Below are 23539 nucleotides of genomic sequence, written 5' to 3'. Positions count from 1 at the left end.
CATGACTAAGATCAGCAAGGCGGCCTGTATCGGCGGCGGCGTTATCGGTGGCGGATGGATCGCCCGTTTCCTGCTGGCCGGCATCGACGTCGATGTGTTCGACCCTCATCCGGAAGCAAGCCGCATCGTTGGCGAGGTGATCGCCAACGCCGAAAAAGCCTATGCCATGCTGACAGGCGCACCGCTGCCGCCGCGAGGCAGGCTGCGCTTCTGCCCGACGCTCGCTAAAGCCGTCACTGACGCCGACTGGATCCAGGAAAGCGTACCGGAAAGGCTCGACCTCAAGCGCCGCGTGCTGACCGAGATCGACGCCGCGGCCCGCCCGGAAGCGCTGATCGGCTCCTCTACGTCGGGGCTGCTGCCGACCGATCTGCAGCGCGACATGACGCATCCCGAACGCCTCTTCGTCGCCCACCCTTATAATCCCGTCTATCTGCTGCCGCTGGTCGAAATCGTCGGCGGGGCAAAGACCTCGCCGGCGACCATCCAGGCGGCGATGGAAAGACTGCCGCTGATCGGCATGAAGGGTGTCCACATCGCCAAGGAGATCGAAGCCTTCGTCGGCGACCGACTGCTCGAAGCGCTCTGGCGCGAGGCCCTGTGGCTCATCCATGATGATATCTGCACCGTCGAGACGCTCGATGATGTCATCCGCTACTCCTTCGGCCTGCGCTGGGCGCAGATGGGCCTGTTCCAGACCTACCGCATAGCCGGCGGCGAGGCCGGGATGCGTCATTTCCTCGCCCAGTTCGGCCCCTGCCTTGCCTGGCCCTGGACCAAACTCACCGATGTCGTCGATCTCGACGACGCCCTGATCGAAAAGATCGGCAGACAGTCCGACGAGCAGGCGGACGGCCTGTCGATCCGTGCGCTCGAACGCATCCGCGACGAAAACCTCGTCGGCATCTTGCAGGCGCTGAAGGGCGGCGACGGCGGCAAGGGTTGGGGCGCCGGCAAGCTGCTGAAGGATTTCGAGCAATCGCTCTGGGCAGCGGGCGGCGGCGCGACGAAGTCGTTCGACCCGTCGAAGCCGCTGAGGCTCGTCGAGACGAAGGTCAGCCCGGCTTGGGTCGACTATAACGGCCATATGACCGAGCACCGCTACCTGCAGATTTTCGGCGATACATCAGATGCTTTGCTGCGCTTGATCGGCGTCGATCTCGCCTATGTCGAGGCGGGGCAGAGCTACTATACGGTGGAAAGCCACATCCGCCATCTCGGCGAGGCGAAGCTCGGCCAGGCGATCCACTCGACCTGCCGGATCCTGTCGGTCGACGAAAAGCGGCTGCATCTCTTCCATACCCTCTCCGACACGGCGACGGGCGAGCCCCTCGCAACCGCCGAGCACATGCTGCTGCATGTCGACAGCAAGGTCGGCAAGGCCGCGTCGGCGCCGGCCGCCGTGCTCGACAAGGTCAAGGCGATCGCCAGCGCCCAAGCGGCGTTGGCGCTGCCCGAAGGCGCCGGCCGCTACGTCGGCCAGAAACGGTAGGAGACAGGGCATGGATTTCGGTCTCAGCCAGGAACAGGAAATGATCGTCGAGACGGTTCGCGCCTTTGTCGAAACCGAGATCTATCCGCATGAGAACGAGGTCGAGCGGACCGGCATCGTCCCGCCGGAGCTTGGCCGCGAAATCCAGCGCAAATGCATCGATCTCGGCTTCTATGCCTGCAATTTCCCCGAGGAGATCGGCGGTGCCGGGCTCGACCATGTCACCTTCACGCTGGTCGAACGGGAGCTCGGGCGCGGTTCGCTCGGGCTGACGGTTTTCTTCGGTCGGCCCTCCGGCATCCTGATGGCCTGCGAGGGTGAGCAGCGCGAGCGTTACCTCCTGCCGGCGGTGCGCGGCGACAAGATCGACGCGCTCGCCATCACCGAACCGGATGCCGGTTCGGACATGCGCGGCATGAAATGCGCCGCCCGCCGCGATGGCGGAGACTTCGTGCTGAACGGCACGAAGCACTTCATCTCGCATGCCGATGTCGCCGATTTCGTCATCGTCTTTGCCGCGACGGGTGAGGAGGAAACGCCGAAGGGCATCAAGAAGAAGATCACCGCCTTCCTCGTCGATCGTGGCACGCCGGGCTTCGAGATCCGCAAGGGCTACGATTCCGTTTCGCATCGCGGTTACCATAACTCGACGCTCAGCTTCGAAGATTGCCGCATACCGGAAGCCCAGGTGCTGGGCGAGGTGCATCGCGGTTTCGATATCGCCAATCAATGGCTTTACGGCACGCGGTTGACGGTGGCCGCCACCTGCGTCGGCCGGGCGCGGCGCGTCTTCGAGATGGCCCTGCCCTACGCCGCCGAGCGCAAGCAGTTCGGCAAGCCGATCGGCGCCAATCAGGGCGTCTCGTTCAAGCTTGCCGACATGATCACCGAGATCGACGCGGCCGAGTGGTTGACGCTTTCAGCCGCCTGGCGGCTCGATGCCGGCCTTCCGGCAGACCGGCAGATCGCTTCTGCCAAGCTCTATGCCTCCGAAATGCTCGCCCGCGTGACGGATGAGGCGATCCAGATCTTCGGCGGCATGGGCCTGATGGACGACCTGCCGCTCGCCCGCTTCTGGCGCGATGCCCGCGTCGAGCGCATCTGGGACGGCACCTCCGAAATTCAGCGTCATATCATCAGCCGCGACCTGCTTCGGCCTTTGGGAGCGTGAGCCGATGACATCCAGCCCGCTCGACCGCCTGCTCAGACCGCAAACGATCGCCGTCTTCGGCGGCCGCGAGGCGCGCAGGCTGATCGAGCAGTGCGACCGCATGGGCTTTTCAGGCAAGATCTGGCCCGTCCATCCCAAACTCGACGAGGTGCTCGGGCGGCTGTGTTATCGCTCGGTCGCCGATCTGCCTTCCGCTCCGGATGCCGCCTTCGTCGGCGTCAACAGGACGCTCACCGTAGATATCGTGCGCAGCCTTTCTGCGGCCGGCGCCGGCGGCGCGGTCTGTTATGCATCAGGCTTCAGCGAGGCGACGGCGGAACTTGCCGATGGCGCCGACCTGCAGCAGGCGCTGCTTTCGGCGGCCGGCAACATGCCGATCCTTGGGCCCAACTGCTACGGACTGATCAACGGTCTCGACGGCGCGCTGCTCTGGCCCGACCAGCACGGCATGAAGCGCATCGAATGCGGCGTGGCGATCCTTACGCAGTCTTCCAATATCGCCATCAACCTGACCATGCAGACCCGTGGACTGCCGATCGCCTATATGGTCACGGCCGGCAACCAGGCGCAGACAACGCTTGCCGACGTCGCCTGCGCCTTGATCGAGGATCCGCGTGTCACGGCGGTCGGCCTTCATGTCGAAGGTTTCGGCGATCTCTCCGGCCTCGAACGCCTTGCTGCCATTGCCCGCCGGTCCAAGAAGCCGGTCGTCGTGCTGAAGGTCGGCCGATCCGAGCAGGCAAAACAGGCGGCAGTGTCGCACACCGCTTCGCTTGCCGGCAGTGATGCCGTGGCGGATGCCGTGCTTGCCCGCCTCGGCATCGGCCGTGTCCAGAGCCTGCCGGCGCTGCTCGAAACCCTGAAGCTGCTGCATGTCGCCGGCCCTCTGCCAAGCCGGTCGATCTCGTCGATGAGCTGCTCGGGCGGCGAGGCTTCGCTGATCGCGGATGCCGCCGTCGGCCGCAATATCGAATTCCCTGCGCTGCACCCGCAACAATTGCCGCGTCTGCGGCGGGTGCTGGGCGAGATGGTGACGCTCTCCAATCCGCTCGACTACCACACCTTCGTGTGGGGCGATTTCGCCAGCCAGACCGAAGCCTTCAGCGCCATGTTCAAAGGCGGCTATGCCCTCAATCTGGTCGTCCTCGACTTCCCGCGGCGCGACCGCTGCGATGCGTCCGAATGGGCAATGACGGCAGATGCGGTCATCACTGCTGCCTCTGCGACAGGTGCGCTGGCCGGCCTTCTCGCGACGCTTCCGGAGAATATGCCCGAACCTGTCGCCGATCGGCTGATGGCCAATGGCATCGTCGCCTTCTCAGGCATCGACGAAACCATGGCTGCAGCTGAGGTCGCAGCCGGCATTGGCCAAGCTTGGCAAGCCCCGCCTCCCCTGCCGCTGCTCGACGTGCCGTCCATGGATGGTGAGATCGAGACGCTGACCGAAGCTAACGCGAAGGCGGAGCTTGCTGCCTGTGGCCTCCCCGTTCCCCGGGGGCTGCAGGCTTTTTCTCCCCATGAGGCCGTCGAGCAGGCCGAACGGCTCGGTTTCCCCGTCGTGTTGAAGGGTCTCGGCATCGCACACAAGACCGAAGCCGGCGCCGTCGCGCTCAACCTCCGGGATAGTCAGGCGGTCTCGACCGCCGCGGCGGCAATGCGGCCGAATGCCGGTTATCTGGTCGAGAAGATGATTGATCCGCCGGTCGCCGAGCTCATCGTCGGCGCCATTCGCGATCCCGCCTTCGGTTTGTCGCTCACCTTGGGAGCGGGCGGAATCTTTGTCGAATTGCTCGAGGATTCCGTCATCCTGCCGCTTCCGACGACGAAAACCGAGATTCATGCGGCGATTTCGCGGCTCAAACTGGCAAAATTGATCTATGGCTATCGCGGACGGCCGAAAGGCGATCTCGACGCCGCGGTGGCCGCTATCGCAGCAGCGGCAGATTATGTCGTAAAGAACGTGGCACGCCTGGAGGAACTGGACATTAATCCATTGATGGTTCTTCCCGAAGGGCGCGGTGTTGCTGCAGTCGATGCCCTCATACGGCGTAGGAGGTAGCATAGGTTGAGCGAATGCATTCGCACACGACATGACGGCGGGGTGCTCGAAGTCGTCATCGACCGGCCGAAGGCGAACGCCATCGACCTTGCGACCAGCCGTGCCTTGGGATTGATCTTCCAGAATTTTCGCGACGATCCGGAATTGCGCGTCGCCATCGTGACGGGTGGGGGCGAAAAGTTCTTTTGCGCTGGATGGGACCTCAAGGCGGCAGCATCAGGTGATGCGGTCGACGGTGACTACGGTGTCGGTGGCTTCGGCGGGCTGCAGGAGCTGCGCGACCTCAACAAGCCGGTTATTGCAGCGGTCAACGGCATCTGTTGCGGCGGCGGATTGGAGCTCGCCCTTTCGGCCGACCTGATCGTCGCCGCCGAACATGCGAGTTTCGCCCTGCCGGAAATCCGTTCGGGCACGGTTGCCGATGCGGCGTCGATCAAGCTGCCGAAGCGCATCCCCTATCACATCGCCATGGACATGCTTTTGACGGGACGCTGGCTCGACGTTCACGAGGCGCATCGCTGGGGTTTCGTCAACGAGGTCCTGCCGGCCGGCCGGCTGATGGAGAGAGCTTGGGAGCTTGCTCGCCTGCTCGCAAGCGGGCCGCCGCTCGTCTATGCGGCCATCAAGGAAATCGTGCGCGAAGCGGAGGGTTCGACGTTCCAGACTGCCATGAACAAGATCACCAAGCGGCAGTTTGCGACCGTCGACAGGCTCTATTCGAGCGAAGACCAATTGGAAGGCGCACGGGCCTTCGCCGAGAAGCGAAGCCCTATCTGGAAAGGACAATAACGAGGCGGCAGCAACCGCAATGTTTCCCGCATGATGCGGGCACCGGAGGTGGAGAGGAAACCGCCTGCGATCCTGCCCGGAAGTTCTGTCAACGCACCACAAAGAAGGAACTGGGGAATGAACGACTATAGCAAATATCTCGCAGGCCGCGTCACCGCGGGCGGGCTCAGCCGCCGCGAATTCATGGGACGCGCCATGGCGGCGGGCATCACACTTGCCGTCGCCGACAAGCTCTTCACCGAAAGTGCCGAGGCCGCCGAACCGAAACGCGGCGGCCACCTGAAGCTCGGCCTCGAAGGAGGTGCAGCCACCGATTCCAAGGATCCGGCGAAGTTCCTGTCACAGGTCATGTTCTGCATCGGCCGCTGCTGGGGCGACATGCTGGTCGAGTCCGACCCGCTGACGGGTGCCGCCGTGCCCTCGCTTGCCGAATCCTGGGAGCCGTCGAAAGACGCTGTCACCTGGACCTTCAAGATCCGCAAGGGCGTCAAGTTCCACGATGGCAAGGAACTGACGATTGACGACGTTGTTGCGACGCTGAAGCGCCACACCGATGCTAAGTCGGAATCCGGTGCGCTGGGTGTTCTCGGCTCGATCAAGGAGATCAAGGCCGACGGCGGCAATCTGGTGCTGACGCTCAGCGAAGGCAATGCCGACATGCCGTTGCTGTTGTCGGACTACCATCTGGTCATCCAGCCGAACGGCGGCGTCGATGATCCGCTGGCCTCGATCGGCACCGGCCCCTACAAGATGACGAGTTTCGAGCCCGGCGTCCGTGCCACCTTCGAAAGGAACAAGGACGACTGGCGCACCGACCGGGGCTATGTCGATTCGATCGAAATCATCGGCATGAATGACGCGACCGCCCGCATCGCAGCACTGTCGTCCGGCCAGGTGCACTACATCAACCGCGTCGACCCGAAGACCGTCAACCTTTTGAAGCGCGCCCCGAACGTCGAGATCCTCTCGACTGCCGGCCGCGGCCATTACGTCTTCATCATGCATTGCGACAAGGCGCCGTTCGACAACAACGACCTGCGGCTGGCCCTCAAATACGCCATGGACCGCGAGACCATGGTGCAGAAGATCCTCGGCGGTTACGGCAAGGTCGGCAACGACTTCCCGATCAACAGCACCTATGCGCTCTTCCCCGAGGGCATCGAGCAGCGCGTCTACGATCCCGACAAGGCCGCCTTCCACTATAAGAAGTCGGGCCATAGCGGCTCGGTCCTTCTGCGCACCTCCGAAGTCGCCTTCCCCGGCGGTGTCGATGCAGCCGTCCTCTATCAGGAAAGCTGCAAGAAGGCCGGCATCGAGATCGAAGTCAAGCGCGAGCCGGGCGACGGTTACTGGACCAACGTCTGGAACGTCCAGCCCTTCTCCACTTCCTACTGGGGTGGCCGGCCGACACAGGACCAGATGTATTCCACCGCCTATCTCTCGACGGCGGACTGGAACGACACCAAGTTCAAGCGTCCTGACTTCGACAAGCTGCTGTTGCAGGCCCGATCCGAACTTGATGAAGCCAAGCGCAAGGATTTGTATCGCGCCATGGCGATGATGGTGCGCGACGAGGGCGGCGTGATCCTGCCGATGTTCAACGATTTCGTGAACGCCTCCACCAAGCAGGTGAAGGGTTATGTCCACGATATCGGCAACGACATGTCGAACGGCTACGTCGCGACGCGCGTCTGGCTGGACGCCTGATTGCAAAGGGGCGCTTGCCCCTCCGATCCCCAACGAAGCCGGGACCGTGGGATGAAACCCCGCGGTCCTCCCGACGTTTTAGCGCGAGGCCCTCGCCATGACCAATCCTGCCCCAAGCATCTTGCCCGGCCTCGGGTTCCGGCAGCGTTTTCCGCTGCTTGCCCTTATCCTCGAGCGTTTCGTGCTCAGCCTGGTCCTGCTTTTTGCCGTCTCCATCCTGATCTTCGGTGGTCTGGAAGCCCTGCCCGGCGATTTTGCCACAACCTATCTCGGTCAGTCGGCGACACCGCAGGCCGTTGCCAATATTCGACAGGATCTCGGGCTGAACCGGCCGGTCACGACGCGCTATGTCGAGTGGCTCGGCAATGCCGTCCAGGGTGACTTCGGCACTTCCTGGGCCAGCAAGAATTCAGTGAGTGAACAGATCGGCAAACGTCTCGGCAATTCGCTCTTCCTGGCGGGTTTCGCCGCGGTGATATCAGTGCCGCTCGCCGTCGGCCTCGGCATGCTGTCGGTGCATTTCCGCAACCGCCTGCCGGATAAGATCATCAACATTATCTCGCTCGCGGCGATCTCACTGCCGGAGTTCTTCATCGGCTACTTGCTGATCCTGTTCTTCGCGGTGAAGCTCGGCATGGCGACTTTTCCAGCGACCGTCTACGACAGCATGGGTCTCGCCGAGCGATTGAAGGCGATCGCGCTGCCGACGGCGACGCTGGTGCTCGTCGTGCTTGCGCACATGATGCGCATGACGCGGGCGGCGATCCTCTCCGTCATGTCGTCGGCCTATATGGAAACCGCCGAACTGAAGGGCCTCAGCGCCTTCCGCGCGATCGTCAAGCATGCCGCCCCCAACGCGCTCGCGCCGATCATCAACGTCATCGCGCTGAACCTTGCCTATCTCGTGGTCGGGGTCGTCGTTGTCGAAGTGGTCTTCGTCTATCCCGGCATGGGGCAATATATGGTCGATGCGGTCACCGTGCGCGACATGCCTGTGGTACAGGCCTGCGGCCTGATTTTCGCGGCTGTCTACATTTTCCTCAATATGACGGCCGATATCCTCGCGATTATCGCCAATCCCCGGCTGAGGCATCCGCGATGAGATTGAGAGACATTCCCATCACCGCCTGGATCGGCATGGCCGGCATCGCCATCGCCTTCATCTTTGCGATCTTCGCCCCCTGGCTCGCTCCCTATGGCGAGACGCAGGTTGTCGGCGACGTCTGGCAGCTGCCGGATAATCAATACATCTTCGGCCTCGACAATCTCGGCCGCGACATCCTCTCGCGCCTGATCTATGGCGCGCGTACGACGCTGCTGGTCTCGTCCGCCGCCACCGTCATCTCCTTCTCGCTCGGCATCATCCTGAGCTTCACCGCTGCCGTCTCGCGCGGCATCATCGACACGGTCTTTTCGCGTTTCAACGATCTGATGATGTCGATCCCGACGCTGATCTTCGCGCTGGTGGTTCTTGCGGTCCTGCCGCAGAATATCGTCGTCCTGATCCTTGTCATGGCGATCCTCGATTCCACCCGCGTCTACCGTCTTGGCCGCGCCGTGGCGCTCGATGTCGCGGTGATGGAATTCGTCGAGGCGGCAACACTGCGCGGCGAAGGCAAGCTCTGGATCATCTTCCGCGAAATCCTGCCGAACACCCTGTCGCCGCTGCTGGCCGAATTCGGGCTGCGCTTCGCCTTCTCGATCCTGTTCCTCTCGACGCTTTCCTTCCTCGGCCTCGGCATTCAGCCGCCAGCGGCCGATTGGGGCGGCATGGTCAAGGACAACAAGGACGGCATCATCTTCGGTATATCGGCAGCACTGGTGCCGGGCACGGCGATTGCCGTGCTTGCCGTCTGCGTCAACCTCGTCGTCGACTGGCTCCTGAAACGCACATCCAGCCTCAAGGGAGGGCGCGGCGATGCCTGAGCTTCTTTCCGTTCGCAATCTGAAGATCGAAGCAACCAGCTATCCGCCGGGCGAGCCGCCGAAGCGGGTGACGATCGTCGACGGCGTTTCTTTCGATTTGCAGAAGGGCAAGGTTCTCGGCCTGATCGGCGAATCGGGCGCCGGCAAGTCGACGATCGGCCTTTCGGCGCTTGCCTATGGCCGAGGCGGCGCCGAAATCACCGGCGGCGAGGTGCGGCTCGACGGCGCCGATATCCTGGTGCTTGGCAAGAACGGCATCCGGAAAATCCGCGGCGCCCGGGTCTGCTACGTCGCGCAATCGGCGGCGGCCGCCTTCAATCCGGCGCATAGACTCGGCGATCAGGTGATCGAAGCTTCGGTCAAACATGGTTTGATGAGCAAGGACGAGGCGCGCAAGCGTGCGCTTTATCTGTTCGGGGTTCTCGGCCTGCCCAATCCCGAAACCTTCGGTGAGCGCTTTCCCCACCAGGTCTCCGGCGGCCAGTTGCAGCGGGCGATGACGGCGATGGCGCTCTGCTCCAATCCCGAACTGATCGTCTTCGACGAGCCGACGACAGCGCTTGACGTCACCACGCAGATCGACGTGCTGGCGGCGATCAAGCATGCCATCGAGGAAACGCACACCGCCGCCCTCTATATCACCCATGATCTCGCCGTCGTCGCCCAGATTTCGGACGACATCATGGTCCTGCGTTATGGCAAGCAAGTCGAATACGGCAGCGTCCAGCAGATCATCGAGGCACCGCGGGAGGACTATACGCGCGCCCTCGTTAATGTCAGGCAGGCCTACCGCGAGGAAGCCGCCGACCAGTCTGCAGCACTTCTCAAAGTGGAGAATGTCAGCGCCGAATATTCCAACGGCTTCAAGGTGCTGCACGATGTCTCGCTGCACGTGCCGAAGGGGCAGACGCTCGCCGTCGTCGGCGAATCCGGTTCAGGCAAATCCACCCTGGCGCGCGTCATTACCGGCCTGTTGCCGCCGAGCAACGGACGCATCGTCTTTGATGGAAAGCCGCTGATGCCTGGCCTCAAAAGCCGGCCGAATGACGACTTGAGGCGCATCCAGCTGATCTACCAGATGGCCGATACGGCGATGAACCCGCGGCAGACGGTCCGCGACATCATCGGCCGCCCGCTGACCTTCTATTATGGTCTGAGAGGTGCCGAGAAAACCGCGCGGGTAAAGGAACTGCTCGACCAGATCGAAATGGGCAACGGTTTCGTCGATCGTTATCCGGCCGAACTGTCCGGCGGCCAGAAGCAGCGCGTGGCGATCGCGAGAGCCCTTGCCGCCAAGCCCGAACTTATCCTCTGCGACGAGCCGACCTCGGCCCTCGATCCGCTGGTTGCCGAAGGCATTCTGAAACTGCTGCTGAAGCTGCAGGAAGAGGAACATCTCTCCTACGTGTTCATCACCCATGACATCGCTATCGTGCGCGCCATTGCCGACAGCGTCGCGGTGATGCATCGCGGCAAGCTCGTCCGCTTCGGTCCCAAATCCCAAGCGCTATCGCCGCCCTTCGACGACTACACCGACCTGTTGCTGAAATCCGTACCGGAGATGGAGATCGGCTGGCTGGAGCGGGTGCTAACGACGCGGAAGATGGCAAGCGCCGGGAATTGAAGGCTCGAAATCTTCCGGCACTCATCCGGATGGCTTCGTTGAAAATCGGTTTCTTCAATACTCTGCCGGCACCGCATACACTTCCGCGGATGGATCTGCGAGGAACGAGCGCACCGTCGGTGGCAGCTGGCGTGAAGACAGCGGCAGTGGTCCGCAACGCGACAGAAGCTCGCGCAGGTTGGGCTCGGCGCCGACATGCCGCCAGATCATCCGCGACGCATACGGGAGATTTTCCCGTCGCCACGAAACTCCCATTGTCGTCCCGCGCAGATAGACGCGCTGGTACTCATCGAATGGCAGGAGGATCGTCTGTGAAAGTATCGGATTCGGGCCGACGACTCGCTCCGTAATGAAGATCCGGTTTCGATAGAAGGCCGCAAGGCCGACATATTTCGAAAATTGCTGGATGCCGTTTCCAGCGTCCCGCAGACGCTCCATTGATTTGACATGCACAAGCCCACCCTTCTCCACAAAGCGGCTGCACGAACACACAACCATTCCCGGCCAGGACGGGGAGCGATGATAGGTCTGGAAATAGCCGATATGGCGCCGGAGCGCGGTCAGATCGCCTGGGAACGCCTTTAATAGTTCGGAACTTTGATTGAGGTCTAGAGTCGGTTTGCGAAGCCGCTCGCGAAAGAGCCTGGGAACGAGACCAAAGTCGGCTGCGTCGAGATCGAAATACTTGGCTATGCGAGCGAGATTATGGGCAGACGGCCTCGTCTGGCCGTTGATGTATCGATTGAATTGCTGCCGATTGATATCGATCGCGCGGCAAAGATGCGAAATGGAACGCTGCGTGGCACAGGCGATCTTGAGGTTCTCGACTAGGTGAGGCATCGGCGGTTCCGTCTTAATGATAGTAGCGTAAACTCGCTCAAAAATGCGTCAAGTCGCGAAATTGCGTGAAGCAGCCTGATCTCTACGTTCCCTTCTAAGAACGTTGAAAAGGGAACTGAAATGACACGTGAAAAGGATCAATCTTCGCCTTTGAGTATCGGCCGTCGTCACTTCGTTGGCGGTGCCGTCGCGCTGGGTGCTTTGCCAGTCCTCCCCTCCGGACTCTTGATGCCGCGCGATGCCCGCGCGCAGGAAGCGAAGCGCGGGGGTCATCTGAAACTCGGTCTCAAGGGCGGCGCCACCAGTGATGCGCTCGACCCCGCGACCTATAGCGCCTCCGTGTTGTTCGTGATTGGCCGTCTCTGGGGCGACACACTTGTCGAATCCGACCCTAAGACCGGTACGCCCTTGCCGTCGCTGGCGACTTCCTGGACGCCATCGGCGGACGCATCCGTCTGGACTTTCAAAATTAGGAACGACGTGCAGTTTCACGACGGCAGCAAGATGACCGTCGCGGACATCGTCGCGACACTGAAGCGACACGCGGACAAGAATTCGCAGTCGGGCGCTCTGGGGCTCATGGCCTCGATCACCGGTATCGAAGAAAAAGCGGGCGACCTTGTCCTCACACTTTCGGAAGGCAATGCGGACCTGCCTTTGCTTTTGACCGACTATCACCTGATCATCCAACCGAAGGGCGGCCTCGACAAGCCTGCGGCGGCCATCGGTACAGGTCCTTACATTCTGAAAAGCTTCGAACCGGGCGTTCACGCAACCTTCGAGAAAAACCCGAAGGATTGGCGCTCCGACCGCGGCTTTGTCGACAGTGTCGAGATCCTCGTCATCAACGACAACACCGCCCGCGTTGCCGCACTTGCCTCCGGCCAAGTCCATTTCGTCAACAATGTCGACCCCAAGACAGTCCCGATGCTGCAGCGAGCACCGACCGTCGAAATCCTCCGGAATGCAGGCAAGGGCTTCTATTGTTTCCTGATGCATTGCGACACGGCTCCCTTCGACAACACCGATCTTCGGCTTGCGCTGAAATATGCCATTGATCGTCAGGCGATCCTCGACAAGGTTCTGGGCGGCTACGGAGTCATCGGCAACGACTATCCGGTCAATTCCAACTACGCTCTCGCCCCGACCGATATCGAGCAGCGCCCTTATGATCCAGATAAGGCCGCCTTCCACTTCAAGAAAGCGGGTCTCGACCGCTCCATTCAGCTGCTCACGTCAGACGCAGCCTTTCCTGGCGCTGTGGATGCGGCGATCCTGTTCCAGCAAAGCGCGCGCAAGGCCGGCATCACGATCGACGTCAAGCGCGAACCGGAAGACGGCTACTGGACCAATGTCTGGAACAAGCAGCCCTTCTGCGCCTCGTTCTGGGGCGGTCGTCCGACCCAGGATTCGCGCTATTCCACCTCTTACCTGTCGACCGCAGAATGGAACGACACGCGTTTCAAGCGCCCTGACTTCGACAAATTGGTTCTGCAAGCAAGGTCAGAACTCGATGAGGCCAAGCGCAAGGTGCTTTATCGGCAATTGGCCCTGATGGTGCGAGACGATGGCGGTCTGATCCTGCCCGTCTTCAACGATTACATCATGGCCTCTTCGAAAATGCTGAAGGGATATGTCGACGATATCGGCAACGATATGTCCAACGGCTACATCGGCAGCCGCGTGTGGCTTAATGCCTAAAGCTCTCCTGGATATATGACAATGTCAGACCGCAGCTTCACAACCATCGAAAATCAGTGGATCACCTTGAAGGATGGGACGCGGCTGGCGGCACGCATCTGGATGCCCGACGGCGCGGAGGAGGATCCCGTGCCGTCGGTCTTCGAGTTCCTGCCCTATCGCAAGCGCGACGGGACGAGCCTCAGGGACGAGTTGACCTATCCGGTCTTCGCCGCCGCCGGCATTGCCGGCGTGCGCGTCGATATCCGCGGATCGGGAGAATCCGACGGCGTCATCGATGGCGAATATACCGAACGGGAGCTTGCCGATGCCTGTGAGCTGATCGCCTGGATTGCCGCGCAGCCTTGGTCGAACGGCGCGGTCGGCATGATGGGCATCTCCTGGGGCGGCTTCAACAGCCTGCAGGTCGCAGCCCTGCGCCCGCCGGCGCTGAAGGCCGTCATCTCGATCGCCTCGACCGTCGACCGCTACAATGACGACATCCACTACAAGAACGGCTGCCATCTCTCCGCCCAGCTTTCGTGGGCGGCGACGATGCTCGGCTATCAGTCGCGCCCGCCCGATCCCGCACTGGCCGGCGAGCGCTGGAAGGCGCTGTGGCTGGAGCGCCTGGCGGGCGAACCCTTTTTCATGGAGGAGTGGCTGAGCCATCAGCGGCGCGACGATTTCTGGCGTCACGGCTCGATCGCAGAGGATTTTTCCAGCGTCGAGATCCCCGCGCTGGTCATTGCCGGCTGGGCCGACGGTTACCGCAATACGCCGCTGATGGCGGTCGAAGGCCTCGGCGATAAAGCCAAGGCGCTGATTGGTCCCTGGGTGCACAAATATCCGCACTTCGCCTGGCCGAAACCGCGCGCCGATTTCCATGGCGAAGCGATCGCCTGGTGGAACAAGTGGCTGCGTGGCGAGGACAACGGCATCGACAGACTGCCGCAGACCCGTGCCTATATTCTCGATGCCATCCGCCCTGCTCCACGCCGCGACAGCGATCCTGGTTTCTGGATCGCCAGGGATGTCTGGACGCCGCCGCGCATGCAGTGCTTTTACGTCGAGCAATTCGGCAGGCTGACGGAAGGCATGCCGATCCCGCACGCGCCCGAACATCCCGTTTATCTCCATTCTCCGCTCGATACCGGCACGGCATCCGGTGAATATTTCACGCTGAAGCCCGACGCCGAAATGGCGATCGATCAGCGCTCGGACGATGCCGGCTCGCTGGTCTTCGATACCATGCCGCTTTCCGGCGATTGCGACTATCTCGGCCAGCCCGTGCTGACGCTTGCGCTGCGCTCCCGGACGTCGGGCGGCAATCTCTGCGCCCGGCTGATCGATGTTCATCCTGATGGTACGGCAATGCGGGTCGCCTTCGGCGTCGTCAATCTCACCCACCGCGACGGCAATGCCGATCCGAAACCGCTGATCCCGGGCGAGACGGTGTCGATCCGTCTCGTGCTCGACGCCTGCGGCTATCGCTTCCGCAAGGGACATCGCATCCGCCTTTCGCTTTCCACCGCCTATTGGCCGATGATCCTTCCTCCGCCTGAGGATGAGGGAATCGAAATCGACATGGCATCGCTCGGCTTGGGGTTGCCGGTGCTCGGCGACCATCGCCGCATCGAAATCAAGGAGCCGGCCAATCCCGATCCCCTGCCTCGATATATCGAGCATGCCGCGGCGGCGACGGAGCGCCAGGTCGTTCGCAACCTCTCGGGCAACCGGACGGACTATCGCATCCACGAGGATACCGGGCTCTACGAACATCCTGAGACGGGCCTGTCGACCCGGCAATTGCGCGAGGAAGTCTGGTCGATTTCACCCGATGATCCGCTGTCGATGACCGGTGTGTCGACCTGGACCTGCGATATGCGCCGCCCCGGCTGGTTCGTGCGCACCGTGGCAACCGCGCGGATTGCCTGCACCGCCACCGATTGGATCATCAGTGCCGTCGTCGCCGCTTTCGAGGACGACGTGCAGATCTTCGAAAAGATCTTTGCGGAAAAGCGGATCCCACGTGATCTGATGTGATCGTCAGGACACGGCGAAATGCCGGACAGCCTCGCAGACGGCATGGAAGCCATCGCGGGCGCCATCGCTCATATGCCGGGCGCGCAGCCAGGCATGCACCATCTGGGGCTCCTCCCGGAACCAGACCTCTCCGCCCGCTTCAGTGAGCCGGGCGGCATAGTGCCGGCCGTCGTCTCTCAAGGGGTCGAAATGCGCGACCGTGATGAAGGCCGGCGGCAGCCCGGCAAGCGAAGACGCCTGGAGTGGCTCGGCGATCTCATTTCCTTCAGGCGCCTGCAGAATCTCGCGATAATAGGCGACATCGGCCGTCGTCAGGCCGGGTGCGGCGGCCATTTCGAGATAGGAACCTGCGTCGAGGTCGCCGCCGAGCGCGGGATAGATTAGCACCTGGCCGACGATGCCGGAGAGTTCCTCGTCGCGCGCCCGCAAGGCAAGCCCTGCCGCAAGGTTGCCGCCAGCGCTGTCGCCGATCAGCACGACCTTATTGCCGGCGGCAAGCAGATGTTTGAGCACGGCGAAGCCGTCATCCGTCTGTGCCGGCCAGCGATATTCAGGGGCCAGCCGGTAATCGACGGAAACGAGTTCGGCGCCGGCAAAATCAGCGATCTCGGCGCAGATGGCGTGATGGCTCTCAAGCGAACCGACGACGAAGCCGCCGCCATGGAGATAGAGCAGAACAGTCCGGGTGATGATTTTCCGCGGACGGTAGCGCCGGATCGGTATGCGCTGGACCATGCCGTCCGCAAAGATCAAATCCGGGGGCAGCGGGCGGTCGAAGCGGGCGCAAAGCGCATCGTACCAATACCGTTGCTGCTCGACCGACGCTTCGACGGCCTCAGTGGGATAGACGCTATCGCAAATCTGGAGAAACTGCAGAATGCCTTTTTCGGTGGGGACAGGGGATGGAGCGGACATGCAGGGTCCTTTCGATTTGGGACTGCGGAGACGTCCCTGGCCGACTCTCACCCCATCATGCGCCTTTGCGGCGGAGGCAATCTGTCTGGCCGCGACCCATGGATGTCGCGATGCTTCCTTATTTTGATCCTGCATTTCAAGGCTTTGCCGCTTTTTCAAAAAATTCCGGTATTTTTTTCGTCGTCGACCCAAGGAAAGCCACTGGAGAAACGTCTCAATCCCGAAATAGCATCTTGCTTGATAGCTTGGGGGTAGGTGCGCATTGGATGCGGAGCTCATAGAACGAGCGCAGGGCGGCGACCGGGAGGCCTTCGGGCAACTGGTCTCGCGCCATTATGATTTCGTCCACGCGACGGCATGGCGATGGTCGGGCAGTTCCGCCGACGCCGACGACATCGCCCAGGAGGTCTGCGTCAAGCTCGGCGCGGCCATCCGCGGCTTTCACGGCGCCAGCCGCTTCAGGACATGGCTCTATACGCTGACGCTCAATGCCGCCCGCGACCATAGACGCAAACTTGTACGGGACGAGCAGACATTCCGCGCTTACGCCTCCGAACCGCAGCCGGATGCACCGGGCGGGAACGACGACGAGCTGTCGAGCGAATTATGGGCGGCCGTGCGCGCTTTGCCGGAACGCCAATGCGACGCCGTGCTGCTCGTCTATGGCGAAGGCCTCAGCCATTCGGCTGCCGCCGATGTCATGGGCTGCTCGGAAACGACCGTGTCCTGGCAGGTCCACGAGGCGCGCAAGCGGCTGAAGGCCATGCTCGGCAAGGAAGAGGTATAATGGACAAGGAACTCGAGAAGCTCTCCCGCCTCACCCCGCCGGCAACCGATCCGGAGGCGCGTGCACGCGCCCTTGCCGCGGCAATGCAGGCCTTCGACAACGCAGAAAATAATGCCGCAGCAGCCCAAGGAATTACGAAAGGCTGGCGTCCAAGCTCCATCATCAACTGGATATGGAGCTCTGCTGTGAATAAGAAATTCCTCGCCGGTTCAGCCCTTGCAACGCTGCTCGTCATTCCCACCGCCGGCTATCTCACCCTCGAGCTGGCCCGCAACCAACCGATCGTCGACCAGGAAAAGATCGCCGGCACCGTTTCCAAAAATGACATGCCGAAACCGGCCGAACCTCGGCTTTCCGAAGCGCCAGCCGAAGAGAATCGGCCGGCTCAATCGTCGGCGGCTGATAGCACTCAACTCTTGCAGGACAAGGAACCTCAGGCCGCAAAGTCCGCTGCGGAGCTGCGCGCTGAATTCGATGCCGGCGAGATTGCCACTCTTAAGAACAAGTCGGAGGATTCCGCCGCGGCACTTGGCATGGCAAAACGGGCTGCGCCGGCTGCTCCCGGCGTGGTTGCTCAGGGCCAGCTGTCGGCAGAGCCGATGGCCGCGGCCCCCTCGCCTGTCCCGCCGGCGGAAGGGAATGTCCAGGTTCAGCTCGATCCCAGCCGCGAACGCTTTGCCAATGCCGCGGCAAATCCGATCAAGAGTGTCGCGACCGATCCGGTCTCGACCTTCTCTGCCGATGTCGACAGTGCCTCCTATTCCTTCGTCCGCCGGTCGTTGGCCGGCGGGGCGATGCCGGATCCGCAATCGGTTCGCGTCGAGGAGATGATCAATTATTTCCCCTATGACTGGCCGGGTCCCGAGAAGGCCGATCAACCTTTCAAGGCGACCGTGACGGTGATGCCGACACCGTGGAATCACGATACGGAACTGATGCACGTGGCGATCAAGGGCTATGACATTGCGCCGGCGGCCGCGCCGCATGCCAATCTGGTCTTCCTCATCGACGTCTCGGGCTCGATGGACGAGCCGGACAAGCTGCCGCTGCTGAAGAGCGCCTTCCGTCTTCTGGTCAGCAAGCTGAAGGCCGACGATACCGTCTCGATCGTCACCTATGCCGGCAATGCCGGCACGGTGCTCGAGCCGACGCGGGTAGCGGAGAAATCGAAGATCTTCGTGGCAATCGACAGGCTGGAGGCTGGAGGCTCGACCGGCGGCGCCGAAGGCATCGAGGCGGCCTACGATCTTGCCAAACAGGCCTTCGTCAAGGATGGCGTCAACCGGGTGATGCTGGCGACGGACGGCGACTTCAATGTCGGCCCGTCGAGCGACGAGGATCTGAAGCGCATCATCGAGGAGAAACGCAAGGACGGCATCTTCCTGACCGTTCTCGGCTTCGGCCGCGGCAATCTCAACGATTCCCTGATGCAGACGCTGGCCCAGAACGGCAATGGCAGCGCCGCCTATATCGACACGCTCGCGGAGGCGCAGAAGACCTTGGTCGAAGAAGCCGGGTCGACGCTGTTTCCGATTGCGAAGGACGTCAAGTTCCAGGTCGAGTTCAACCCGGAACGGATCGCCGAATACCGGCTGATCGGCTACGAGACACGCGCCCTCAACCGCGAGGATTTCAACAACGACCGCGTCGATGCCGGCGATATCGGCTCCGGCCACAGCGTCACGGCGATCTATGAGATCACCCTCAAGGGAAGTCCCGCGGTCATGAATGACGACCTGAGGTATGGCGCAGCCGACAAGGTGCCGGCCGCGGCATCGGACGGCACGCATCACGGCGAGCTTGCTTTCGTCAAGATGCGCTATAAGCGGCCGGGGAGGACAAGAGCGCGCTGATCACCACCCCTGTCGGTGACGGCAACGCGGTCGCCACCATCGACGCCGCGCCGCAGGACGTTCGCTTCTCCGTGGCCGTCGCCGCCTTCGGCCAGAAACTGAGCCGCACCAGCGCCCTCGACACCTATCCCTATCAGGCGATTGCCGATCTCGCTGCGGCATCGCGCGGGGCGGATCCCTTCGGCTACAGGTCGGACTTCCTCGGCCTCATCAGGTTGGCTGACGGCCTCAGCCAACGCTGAATTGAGGAATACCGCAGAGCAGAGACCGCCGGGGAAGCGGCCTCTGCTTCTGAGCGTTTGGAACGAGGAGTTCCCTGTTCAGTCTGTGGACTGATAATCGATATGGTTAAATCTGCCCACAGTATGAAACGGAAACCCATTAATACAGGTCGCGAGCTGATTTATTGTTGGAAGATAGGGCGCTCTATCCCAGTCTTGAGCCGTTGGCCGTGAGATAGACCGCATAGAGCGACGTGGTTGCCGTAATGAAGATGCGGTTCAATCTCTCGCCGCCGAAAGCGACGTTGGAGACAATCTCGGGAATATGGATCTTGCCGATCAGTGTGCCATCTGGATTATAGCAGTGCACACCGTCGCCGGCGCTCGTCCAGATCCTTCCCTTTCGATCGACGCGAAAACCATCGAAAAAGCCTGCGGTGCATTCGGCAAAAATGCCGAGATCGCTCAGCTTGCCGTTATCGGACACGGCGAGCTTTCTGATATGGCGCGGACCGCCGGACAGGTGCGATGCCCCGGTATCGGCGATATAAAGCAGCGTTTCGTCCGGGGAGAAAGCCAGCCCGTTCGGTTTGACGAAATCCGATGTCATCTGGTCGGTGGCGCCTGTTGCCGGGTCGTGCCGGTAGACGTGGCATCCGCCGATTTCCGCCTCGCCATAGTCGCCCTCATAATCGTGGAGGATGCCGTAGCTCGGGTCGGTGAACCAGATGGTCCCGTCGGATTTGACGGTGACATCGTTGGGAGAATTGAGCCGCTTGCCGGCAATGCGATCGGCCAGCACGCTGATCCCGCCGTCGAAATCGGTTCGCGTGACACGGCGCGCCAGATGCTCGCAGGTGATCAGCCGTCCCTGATTGTCGACCGTGTTGCCGTTCGAGTTGTTGCTGGGTGAGCGGAAGACCGATGTCTGCCCGCTGGTATCATCGTAGCGCATCATGCGATTGTTGGGGATATCCGAGAAGACCAGATAGCGCCCGGCGGCAAACCAGGCCGGTCCTTCCAGCCAGCGCCCGCCCGTCCAAAGCCGCTCGACGCGGGCATGGCCGACGAAACAGTTTTCAAAGCGCGGATCGAGAACCTCGAACCCAGTCCCCTCGATTTCTCCGAACATGATGCTCCCTCATCTCAAATTGTTATCGATACCATAATGCTTTGTTTTTCGCTCTTCGTACAGATATCGGCGAACTGTGGAACGCGGCATTCCTGCAATAATATCGATTGTGCGATGATAGCGATAACTTTATCGTGTGTTGAGTTGCCCAACTCGGAAGCTGTTTTGAAAGCGGAGCCAGTGAAAAACGAGGATGAGCCAAAAGACAAGCGTCTCAAGGGAGGCGACGCCCAAAAACTGACGATGGCTGAAGTCGCCAAATATGTCGGCGTATCTGCCATGACCGTTTCGCGCGCTTTTCGGCAGGATGCGAGCGTTTCCGAAGAGACGCGCAAGCGCATCATGGAAGCCGTCGATGCGCTCGGCTACGTGCTCGACTTGTCGGCCGGCAGTCTTTCCTCTCGGCGCAGCGGCTTCATCGCGGCGCTGGTACCCTCGATCAACAATTCGAATTTTTCCGACACCGCCCGCGGCATCACCGATGCCTTGGAAGATACCGGCCTTCAGCTTCTTCTCGGCTATACCGACTATTCCGCCGAGAAAGAAGAAAAGCTGATCGAGGCAATGCTGCGCCGCCGCCCCGAAGGCATCATCCTGACAGGCGGTTCGCATACCGACCGGGCGCGGCGCATGCTTGATAAGGCCGGCATTCCGGTGGTTGAAACCTGGGAAATTCCGGAAGAGCCGATCAATCATGTCGTCGGCTTTTCCAACAGCGAGGCGATGTCCCTGTTGGTGCGAGCGCTTGCGAGCCAGGGCTATCGCAGGTTCGGCTATATCGGCGGTACGACAGCGCGCGATACGCGCGGCAGCCAGCGACGAAGCGGTTTTCTGAGGACCGTCGAGGAACTGGGTTTGGGACCGGGGCGGGCGATTTCCTTTGGCGTGCCGCCGATCAGCATGGAACAGGGCGGCCAGGCGATCGTCAGCCTGTTGGAGCGTTGGCCGGATACCGAAGTCGTTCTCTGCGTCTCCGACCTGTCCGCCTTCGGCGCGATCATGGAATGCAAACGCCGGGGAATGCGCGTGCCTGAAGATATCGCCATAGCCGGCTTCGGCGATTACGAGATCTCGTCGATCTGTCACCCCAGCATCACCACCATCAATGTCGACTGTTACGGCATCGGCCGCCAGGCCGCCGCCCGCCTTCTCGATGCCTTGCAGGGCAGCGGCGAGACGACCGGCGACGAGATCACATTGACAGGCTACAGGGTCGTGCTGCGCGAAAGCACGGATCGCAGCGCCCAATAATGGGCGCCGATATCAGAAGGCGATCTGCACTTTCATCGACTTGCTGCGGTCGCTGGCCAATTCGAAGGCGGCGACGGCCTCTTCGATGGCAAAAACACCTGTCAGCAGCGGTTTCAGATCGACGCGGCGCGCATTGATCAGTTCGACCGCAAGCGCAAATTCCTCGTGAAAGCGGAATGTCCCGCGCATCTCGATTTCCTTGGCGACGATCATGTTCTGCGGGATGGAGACATCGCCGCCGAGGCCCAGCTGTACGAGCACGGCGCGAGGCTTCAGCGCCTCCAGGCCGGCGCGCACCGCCCGCTCATTGCCCGACGCCTCGAACATGACGTCGAAATATCCCTTGTCGGCGCCGTAAGCGGCGAGGTCGGCGGCATGCGTGGCAACATTGATCGTTCGATCCGCGCCGCTGGTGCGGGCGATCGCCAGAACGCTGTCGGTCACATCGGTCGCGACGATTTCGCGAGCGCCGAGAACACGCGCGGCAACGATCGCCAGCATCCCGATCGGGCCGCAGCCGGTGACGAGCACCCGTTTACCCAGCAGCGATCCGGCGCGGCTGGCCGCATGCAGCGTCACGGCAAAGGGTTCGGCGAAGGCGGCCTCGTGAATGGAAATGCCCTCCGCGACCTTGTGGCATTGCCAGCGCTCCGCCACCAGCCGCTGGCGAAAGCCGCCCTGAATATGCGGCATCGGCATGGCGCTGCCGTAAAACCGCATGTTGAGGCAGTGATTCTGCTGCCCCTTCAGGCAATATTGGCAATGATTGCAAGGCCGGCTCGGAGAAACCGCAACGCGGTCTCCGACGGCAAGGTCGCTCACACCGGCACCCAGCGCCTTGACTGTACCGGCGATCTCGTGGCCGAGGATCATCGGCTCGCGCAGGCGAACGGTGCCGAAGCCGCCATGATTGTAATAATGCAGGTCGGATCCGCAAATGCCGCCGGCTTCGATGGCGATTTCCACCTGCCCCTCGCCCGCAACCTCCGGCTCGCGCTCCTCGATCCTGAGATCCTTGGCGGCATGAATGACGATGGCTTTCATATCGAAACCCTCACACGACGGGAGTTGGAAGTGCTGCGCCGGCGAAATGCGCGGCGAGATTGTCTCTGACCAGCTGGCCCATGGCCTTGCGGGTTTCGACGGTACCGGAGCCGTGATGGGGCTGCAACACCACGTTCTGGAGTGTCAGGAACCGCGCATCGATCTTCGGTTCGTTCAAAAAGACGTCGAGGCCGGCGGCCTGGATGGTGCCGTCCTGTAGGGCTGCGATCAGCGCCTCTTCATCGACGGTGGTTCCGCGAGAAACATTGATCAACATGCCGTTCGGACCGAGCGCTTTCAGCACCTCGGCATTGATGATCTTCATGGTCGCCTGCCCGCCGGGGACGATGACGATCAGAAAATCGGCCCAATCGGCAAGTGCGACCAGGTCCGGCTGGTAGGCATAATCAACATCCGTGTGCTCATTGCGGGCGAAATAGGAGATGTCGCAGCCGAAAGCGGCAGCCCGCTTGGCGATCGCCTTGCCAATCCGCCCCATGCCGGCCAGTCCGACCTTCTTGCCGGCGACCCGCGTCACCAGCGGCATGGCGACATTGCCCCACTGGCCGGCGCGGACGAAAACATCGGCCTGCGGGATCTGCCGCGCCGTGGCAAGCAGCAGTCCGATGGCGATATCGGCGACATCTTCGGTCAGCACATCAGGCGTGTTGGTGACGCGAATGCCGTTGGCGCGGGCATAGGCGAGGTCGATGGCGTCGGTGCCGACGCCGTAACAGGAGACGATCTCCAGCTTCGGCAATTGCTTCATCAGCTCGGCGGAGGCGCCGAGTTCACCACGCGTCGCGATGGCGCGAATATCCTTGCCGACCCTTGCAATCAGTTCCTGCCGGTCTGCCGCTTCCCACAGGCGGTGAACGCGATACTTCGCCTCCAGATCGACCATATCCCATTCCGGATAAGCTCCGGTCATCAAGATCTCTACGTCAGGCATTCCGTCTCCGTCCCGCATTTTGGCAGTTGATTATGTTATCGATAACATAT

At 61.8% G+C, this 23539-nt stretch carries 17 protein-coding genes and 1 pseudogene; 13 read left to right on the top strand and 5 right to left on the bottom strand.

Features of this window, described 5'->3' with window-relative positions; all coding sequences use genetic code 11:
- Position 1: 1 nt before the first annotated feature.
- From MF410_RS36395 to MF410_RS36360, 8 genes are all read left to right on the top strand, one after another.
- Positions 2-1492, top strand: a complete 1491-nt coding sequence (locus tag MF410_RS36395; RefSeq protein ID WP_097626187.1) for a carnitine 3-dehydrogenase — start codon at positions 2-4, stop codon at positions 1490-1492.
- Between the two features lie 10 nt (positions 1493-1502).
- Entirely contained in the window at positions 1503-2663 is a 1161-nt protein-coding gene (locus MF410_RS36390; protein WP_097626186.1) for an acyl-CoA dehydrogenase family protein, read from the top strand.
- A gap of 4 nt (positions 2664-2667) precedes the next feature.
- The gene (locus MF410_RS36385; RefSeq protein ID WP_222134944.1) at positions 2668-4722 is read left to right on the top strand and encodes an acetate--CoA ligase family protein; all 2055 of its coding nucleotides are present in this window, start codon (positions 2668-2670) and stop codon (positions 4720-4722) included.
- A 6-nt stretch (positions 4723-4728) separates the two neighbouring features.
- On the top strand, positions 4729-5511 hold the full coding sequence (locus MF410_RS36380; RefSeq protein ID WP_131711202.1) for a carnitinyl-CoA dehydratase: 783 nt from the start codon (positions 4729-4731) through the stop codon (positions 5509-5511).
- 117 nt (positions 5512-5628) lie between these two features.
- On the top strand, positions 5629-7218 hold the full coding sequence (locus MF410_RS36375) for an ABC transporter substrate-binding protein (protein ID WP_131711201.1): 1590 nt from the start codon (positions 5629-5631) through the stop codon (positions 7216-7218).
- Between the two features lie 97 nt (positions 7219-7315).
- Positions 7316-8320 carry an ABC transporter permease gene (locus tag MF410_RS36370; RefSeq protein WP_183855822.1) on the top strand — a complete coding sequence of 335 codons (1005 nt, stop codon included), beginning with the start codon at positions 7316-7318 and terminating at the stop codon, positions 8318-8320.
- The gene (locus MF410_RS36365; protein ID WP_097626181.1) at positions 8317-9144 is read left to right on the top strand and encodes an ABC transporter permease; all 828 of its coding nucleotides are present in this window, start codon (positions 8317-8319) and stop codon (positions 9142-9144) included. Before MF410_RS36370 ends, MF410_RS36365 begins: the two co-directional genes overlap by 4 nt.
- Positions 9137-10768 (top strand): ABC transporter ATP-binding protein, encoded by a 1632-nt coding sequence (locus MF410_RS36360; RefSeq protein ID WP_222134945.1) that lies wholly within the window; start codon positions 9137-9139, stop codon positions 10766-10768. The genes MF410_RS36365 and MF410_RS36360 overlap by 8 nt, the downstream gene beginning before the upstream one ends.
- A gap of 54 nt (positions 10769-10822) precedes the next feature.
- Here the strand turns inward: MF410_RS36360 and MF410_RS36355 are convergent, their stop codons facing one another.
- Positions 10823-11608, bottom strand: coding sequence for a helix-turn-helix transcriptional regulator (locus MF410_RS36355; protein WP_097626179.1), 786 nt, complete (start codon positions 11606-11608; stop codon positions 10823-10825).
- A gap of 120 nt (positions 11609-11728) precedes the next feature.
- Between MF410_RS36355 and MF410_RS36350 the strand changes: the two genes are divergently transcribed.
- Entirely contained in the window at positions 11729-13309 is a 1581-nt protein-coding gene (locus tag MF410_RS36350) for an ABC transporter substrate-binding protein (RefSeq protein ID WP_222134946.1), read from the top strand.
- 21 nt (positions 13310-13330) lie between these two features.
- Entirely contained in the window at positions 13331-15334 is a 2004-nt protein-coding gene (locus MF410_RS36345; protein ID WP_239621368.1) for a CocE/NonD family hydrolase, read from the top strand.
- Between the two features lie 3 nt (positions 15335-15337).
- On the opposite strand, the gene MF410_RS36340 is transcribed toward MF410_RS36345, so the two are convergent.
- Complete coding sequence (locus MF410_RS36340; protein WP_239621366.1) at positions 15338-16249, bottom strand: alpha/beta hydrolase; 912 nt, start codon at positions 16247-16249, stop codon at positions 15338-15340.
- 262 nt (positions 16250-16511) lie between these two features.
- Here MF410_RS36340 and MF410_RS36335 point away from each other — a divergent pair, with 262 nt between their 5' ends.
- Together MF410_RS36335 and MF410_RS36330 are read left to right on the top strand one after the other, a co-directional pair.
- Positions 16512-17036 carry an RNA polymerase sigma factor gene (locus tag MF410_RS36335; protein WP_222148873.1) on the top strand — a complete coding sequence of 175 codons (525 nt, stop codon included), beginning with the start codon at positions 16512-16514 and terminating at the stop codon, positions 17034-17036.
- Positions 17036-19131, top strand: a pseudogene (locus tag MF410_RS36330) (VWA domain-containing protein). The gene MF410_RS36335 and the pseudogene MF410_RS36330 overlap by 1 nt, the downstream one beginning before the upstream one ends.
- Before the next feature lie 184 nt (positions 19132-19315).
- Here MF410_RS36330 and MF410_RS36325 read toward each other — a convergent pair.
- A complete protein-coding gene (locus MF410_RS36325; RefSeq protein ID WP_222148875.1) occupies positions 19316-20242 on the bottom strand; it encodes an SMP-30/gluconolactonase/LRE family protein in 927 nt (308 codons plus the stop codon).
- Positions 20243-20422: 180 nt separating this feature from the next.
- Here MF410_RS36325 and MF410_RS36320 point away from each other — a divergent pair, with 180 nt between their 5' ends.
- Positions 20423-21493, top strand: coding sequence for a LacI family DNA-binding transcriptional regulator (locus MF410_RS36320; RefSeq protein WP_097626330.1), 1071 nt, complete (start codon positions 20423-20425; stop codon positions 21491-21493).
- A 12-nt stretch (positions 21494-21505) separates the two neighbouring features.
- On the opposite strand, the gene MF410_RS36315 is transcribed toward MF410_RS36320, so the two are convergent.
- Positions 21506-22537 carry an L-idonate 5-dehydrogenase gene (locus tag MF410_RS36315; protein WP_222148876.1) on the bottom strand — a complete coding sequence of 344 codons (1032 nt, stop codon included), beginning with the start codon at positions 22535-22537 and terminating at the stop codon, positions 21506-21508.
- 10 nt (positions 22538-22547) lie between these two features.
- The gene (locus MF410_RS36310; protein WP_097626171.1) at positions 22548-23489 is read right to left on the bottom strand and encodes a 2-hydroxyacid dehydrogenase; all 942 of its coding nucleotides are present in this window, start codon (positions 23487-23489) and stop codon (positions 22548-22550) included.
- Positions 23490-23539: the final 50 nt, after the last annotated feature.

Origin of the sequence: Rhizobium sp. C104, from assembly GCF_022354505.1 — a bacterium.
GTDB lineage: Bacteria > Pseudomonadota > Alphaproteobacteria > Rhizobiales > Rhizobiaceae > Rhizobium > Rhizobium redzepovicii.
Note: the sequence above shows the minus strand (reverse complement) of the source record. Positions and strands in the feature narration are given on the sequence as shown.

What these genes read in the sequence shown, in the direction of transcription:
- MF410_RS36395 (WP_097626187.1), top strand. Translation starts at nt 2, where the DNA reads ATGACTAAGATCAGCAAGGCGGCCTGTATCGGCGGCGGCGTTATCGGT.
- MF410_RS36390 (WP_097626186.1), top strand. Translation starts at nt 1,503, where the DNA reads ATGGATTTCGGTCTCAGCCAGGAACAGGAAATGATCGTCGAGACGGTT.
- MF410_RS36385 (WP_222134944.1), top strand. Translation starts at nt 2,668, where the DNA reads ATGACATCCAGCCCGCTCGACCGCCTGCTCAGACCGCAAACGATCGCC.
- MF410_RS36375 (WP_131711201.1), top strand. Translation starts at nt 5,629, where the DNA reads ATGAACGACTATAGCAAATATCTCGCAGGCCGCGTCACCGCGGGCGGG.
- MF410_RS36370 (WP_183855822.1), top strand. Translation starts at nt 7,316, where the DNA reads ATGACCAATCCTGCCCCAAGCATCTTGCCCGGCCTCGGGTTCCGGCAG.
- MF410_RS36365 (WP_097626181.1), top strand. Translation starts at nt 8,317, where the DNA reads ATGAGATTGAGAGACATTCCCATCACCGCCTGGATCGGCATGGCCGGC.
- MF410_RS36360 (WP_222134945.1), top strand. Translation starts at nt 9,137, where the DNA reads ATGCCTGAGCTTCTTTCCGTTCGCAATCTGAAGATCGAAGCAACCAGC.
- MF410_RS36355 (WP_097626179.1), bottom strand. Translation starts at nt 11,608, where the DNA reads ATGCCTCACCTAGTCGAGAACCTCAAGATCGCCTGTGCCACGCAGCGT.
- MF410_RS36350 (WP_222134946.1), top strand. Translation starts at nt 11,729, where the DNA reads ATGACACGTGAAAAGGATCAATCTTCGCCTTTGAGTATCGGCCGTCGT.
- MF410_RS36345 (WP_239621368.1), top strand. Translation starts at nt 13,331, where the DNA reads ATGTCAGACCGCAGCTTCACAACCATCGAAAATCAGTGGATCACCTTG.
- MF410_RS36340 (WP_239621366.1), bottom strand. Translation starts at nt 16,249, where the DNA reads ATGTCCGCTCCATCCCCTGTCCCCACCGAAAAAGGCATTCTGCAGTTT.
- MF410_RS36325 (WP_222148875.1), bottom strand. Translation starts at nt 20,242, where the DNA reads ATGTTCGGAGAAATCGAGGGGACTGGGTTCGAGGTTCTCGATCCGCGC.
- MF410_RS36315 (WP_222148876.1), bottom strand. Translation starts at nt 22,537, where the DNA reads ATGAAAGCCATCGTCATTCATGCCGCCAAGGATCTCAGGATCGAGGAG.
- MF410_RS36310 (WP_097626171.1), bottom strand. Translation starts at nt 23,489, where the DNA reads ATGCCTGACGTAGAGATCTTGATGACCGGAGCTTATCCGGAATGGGAT.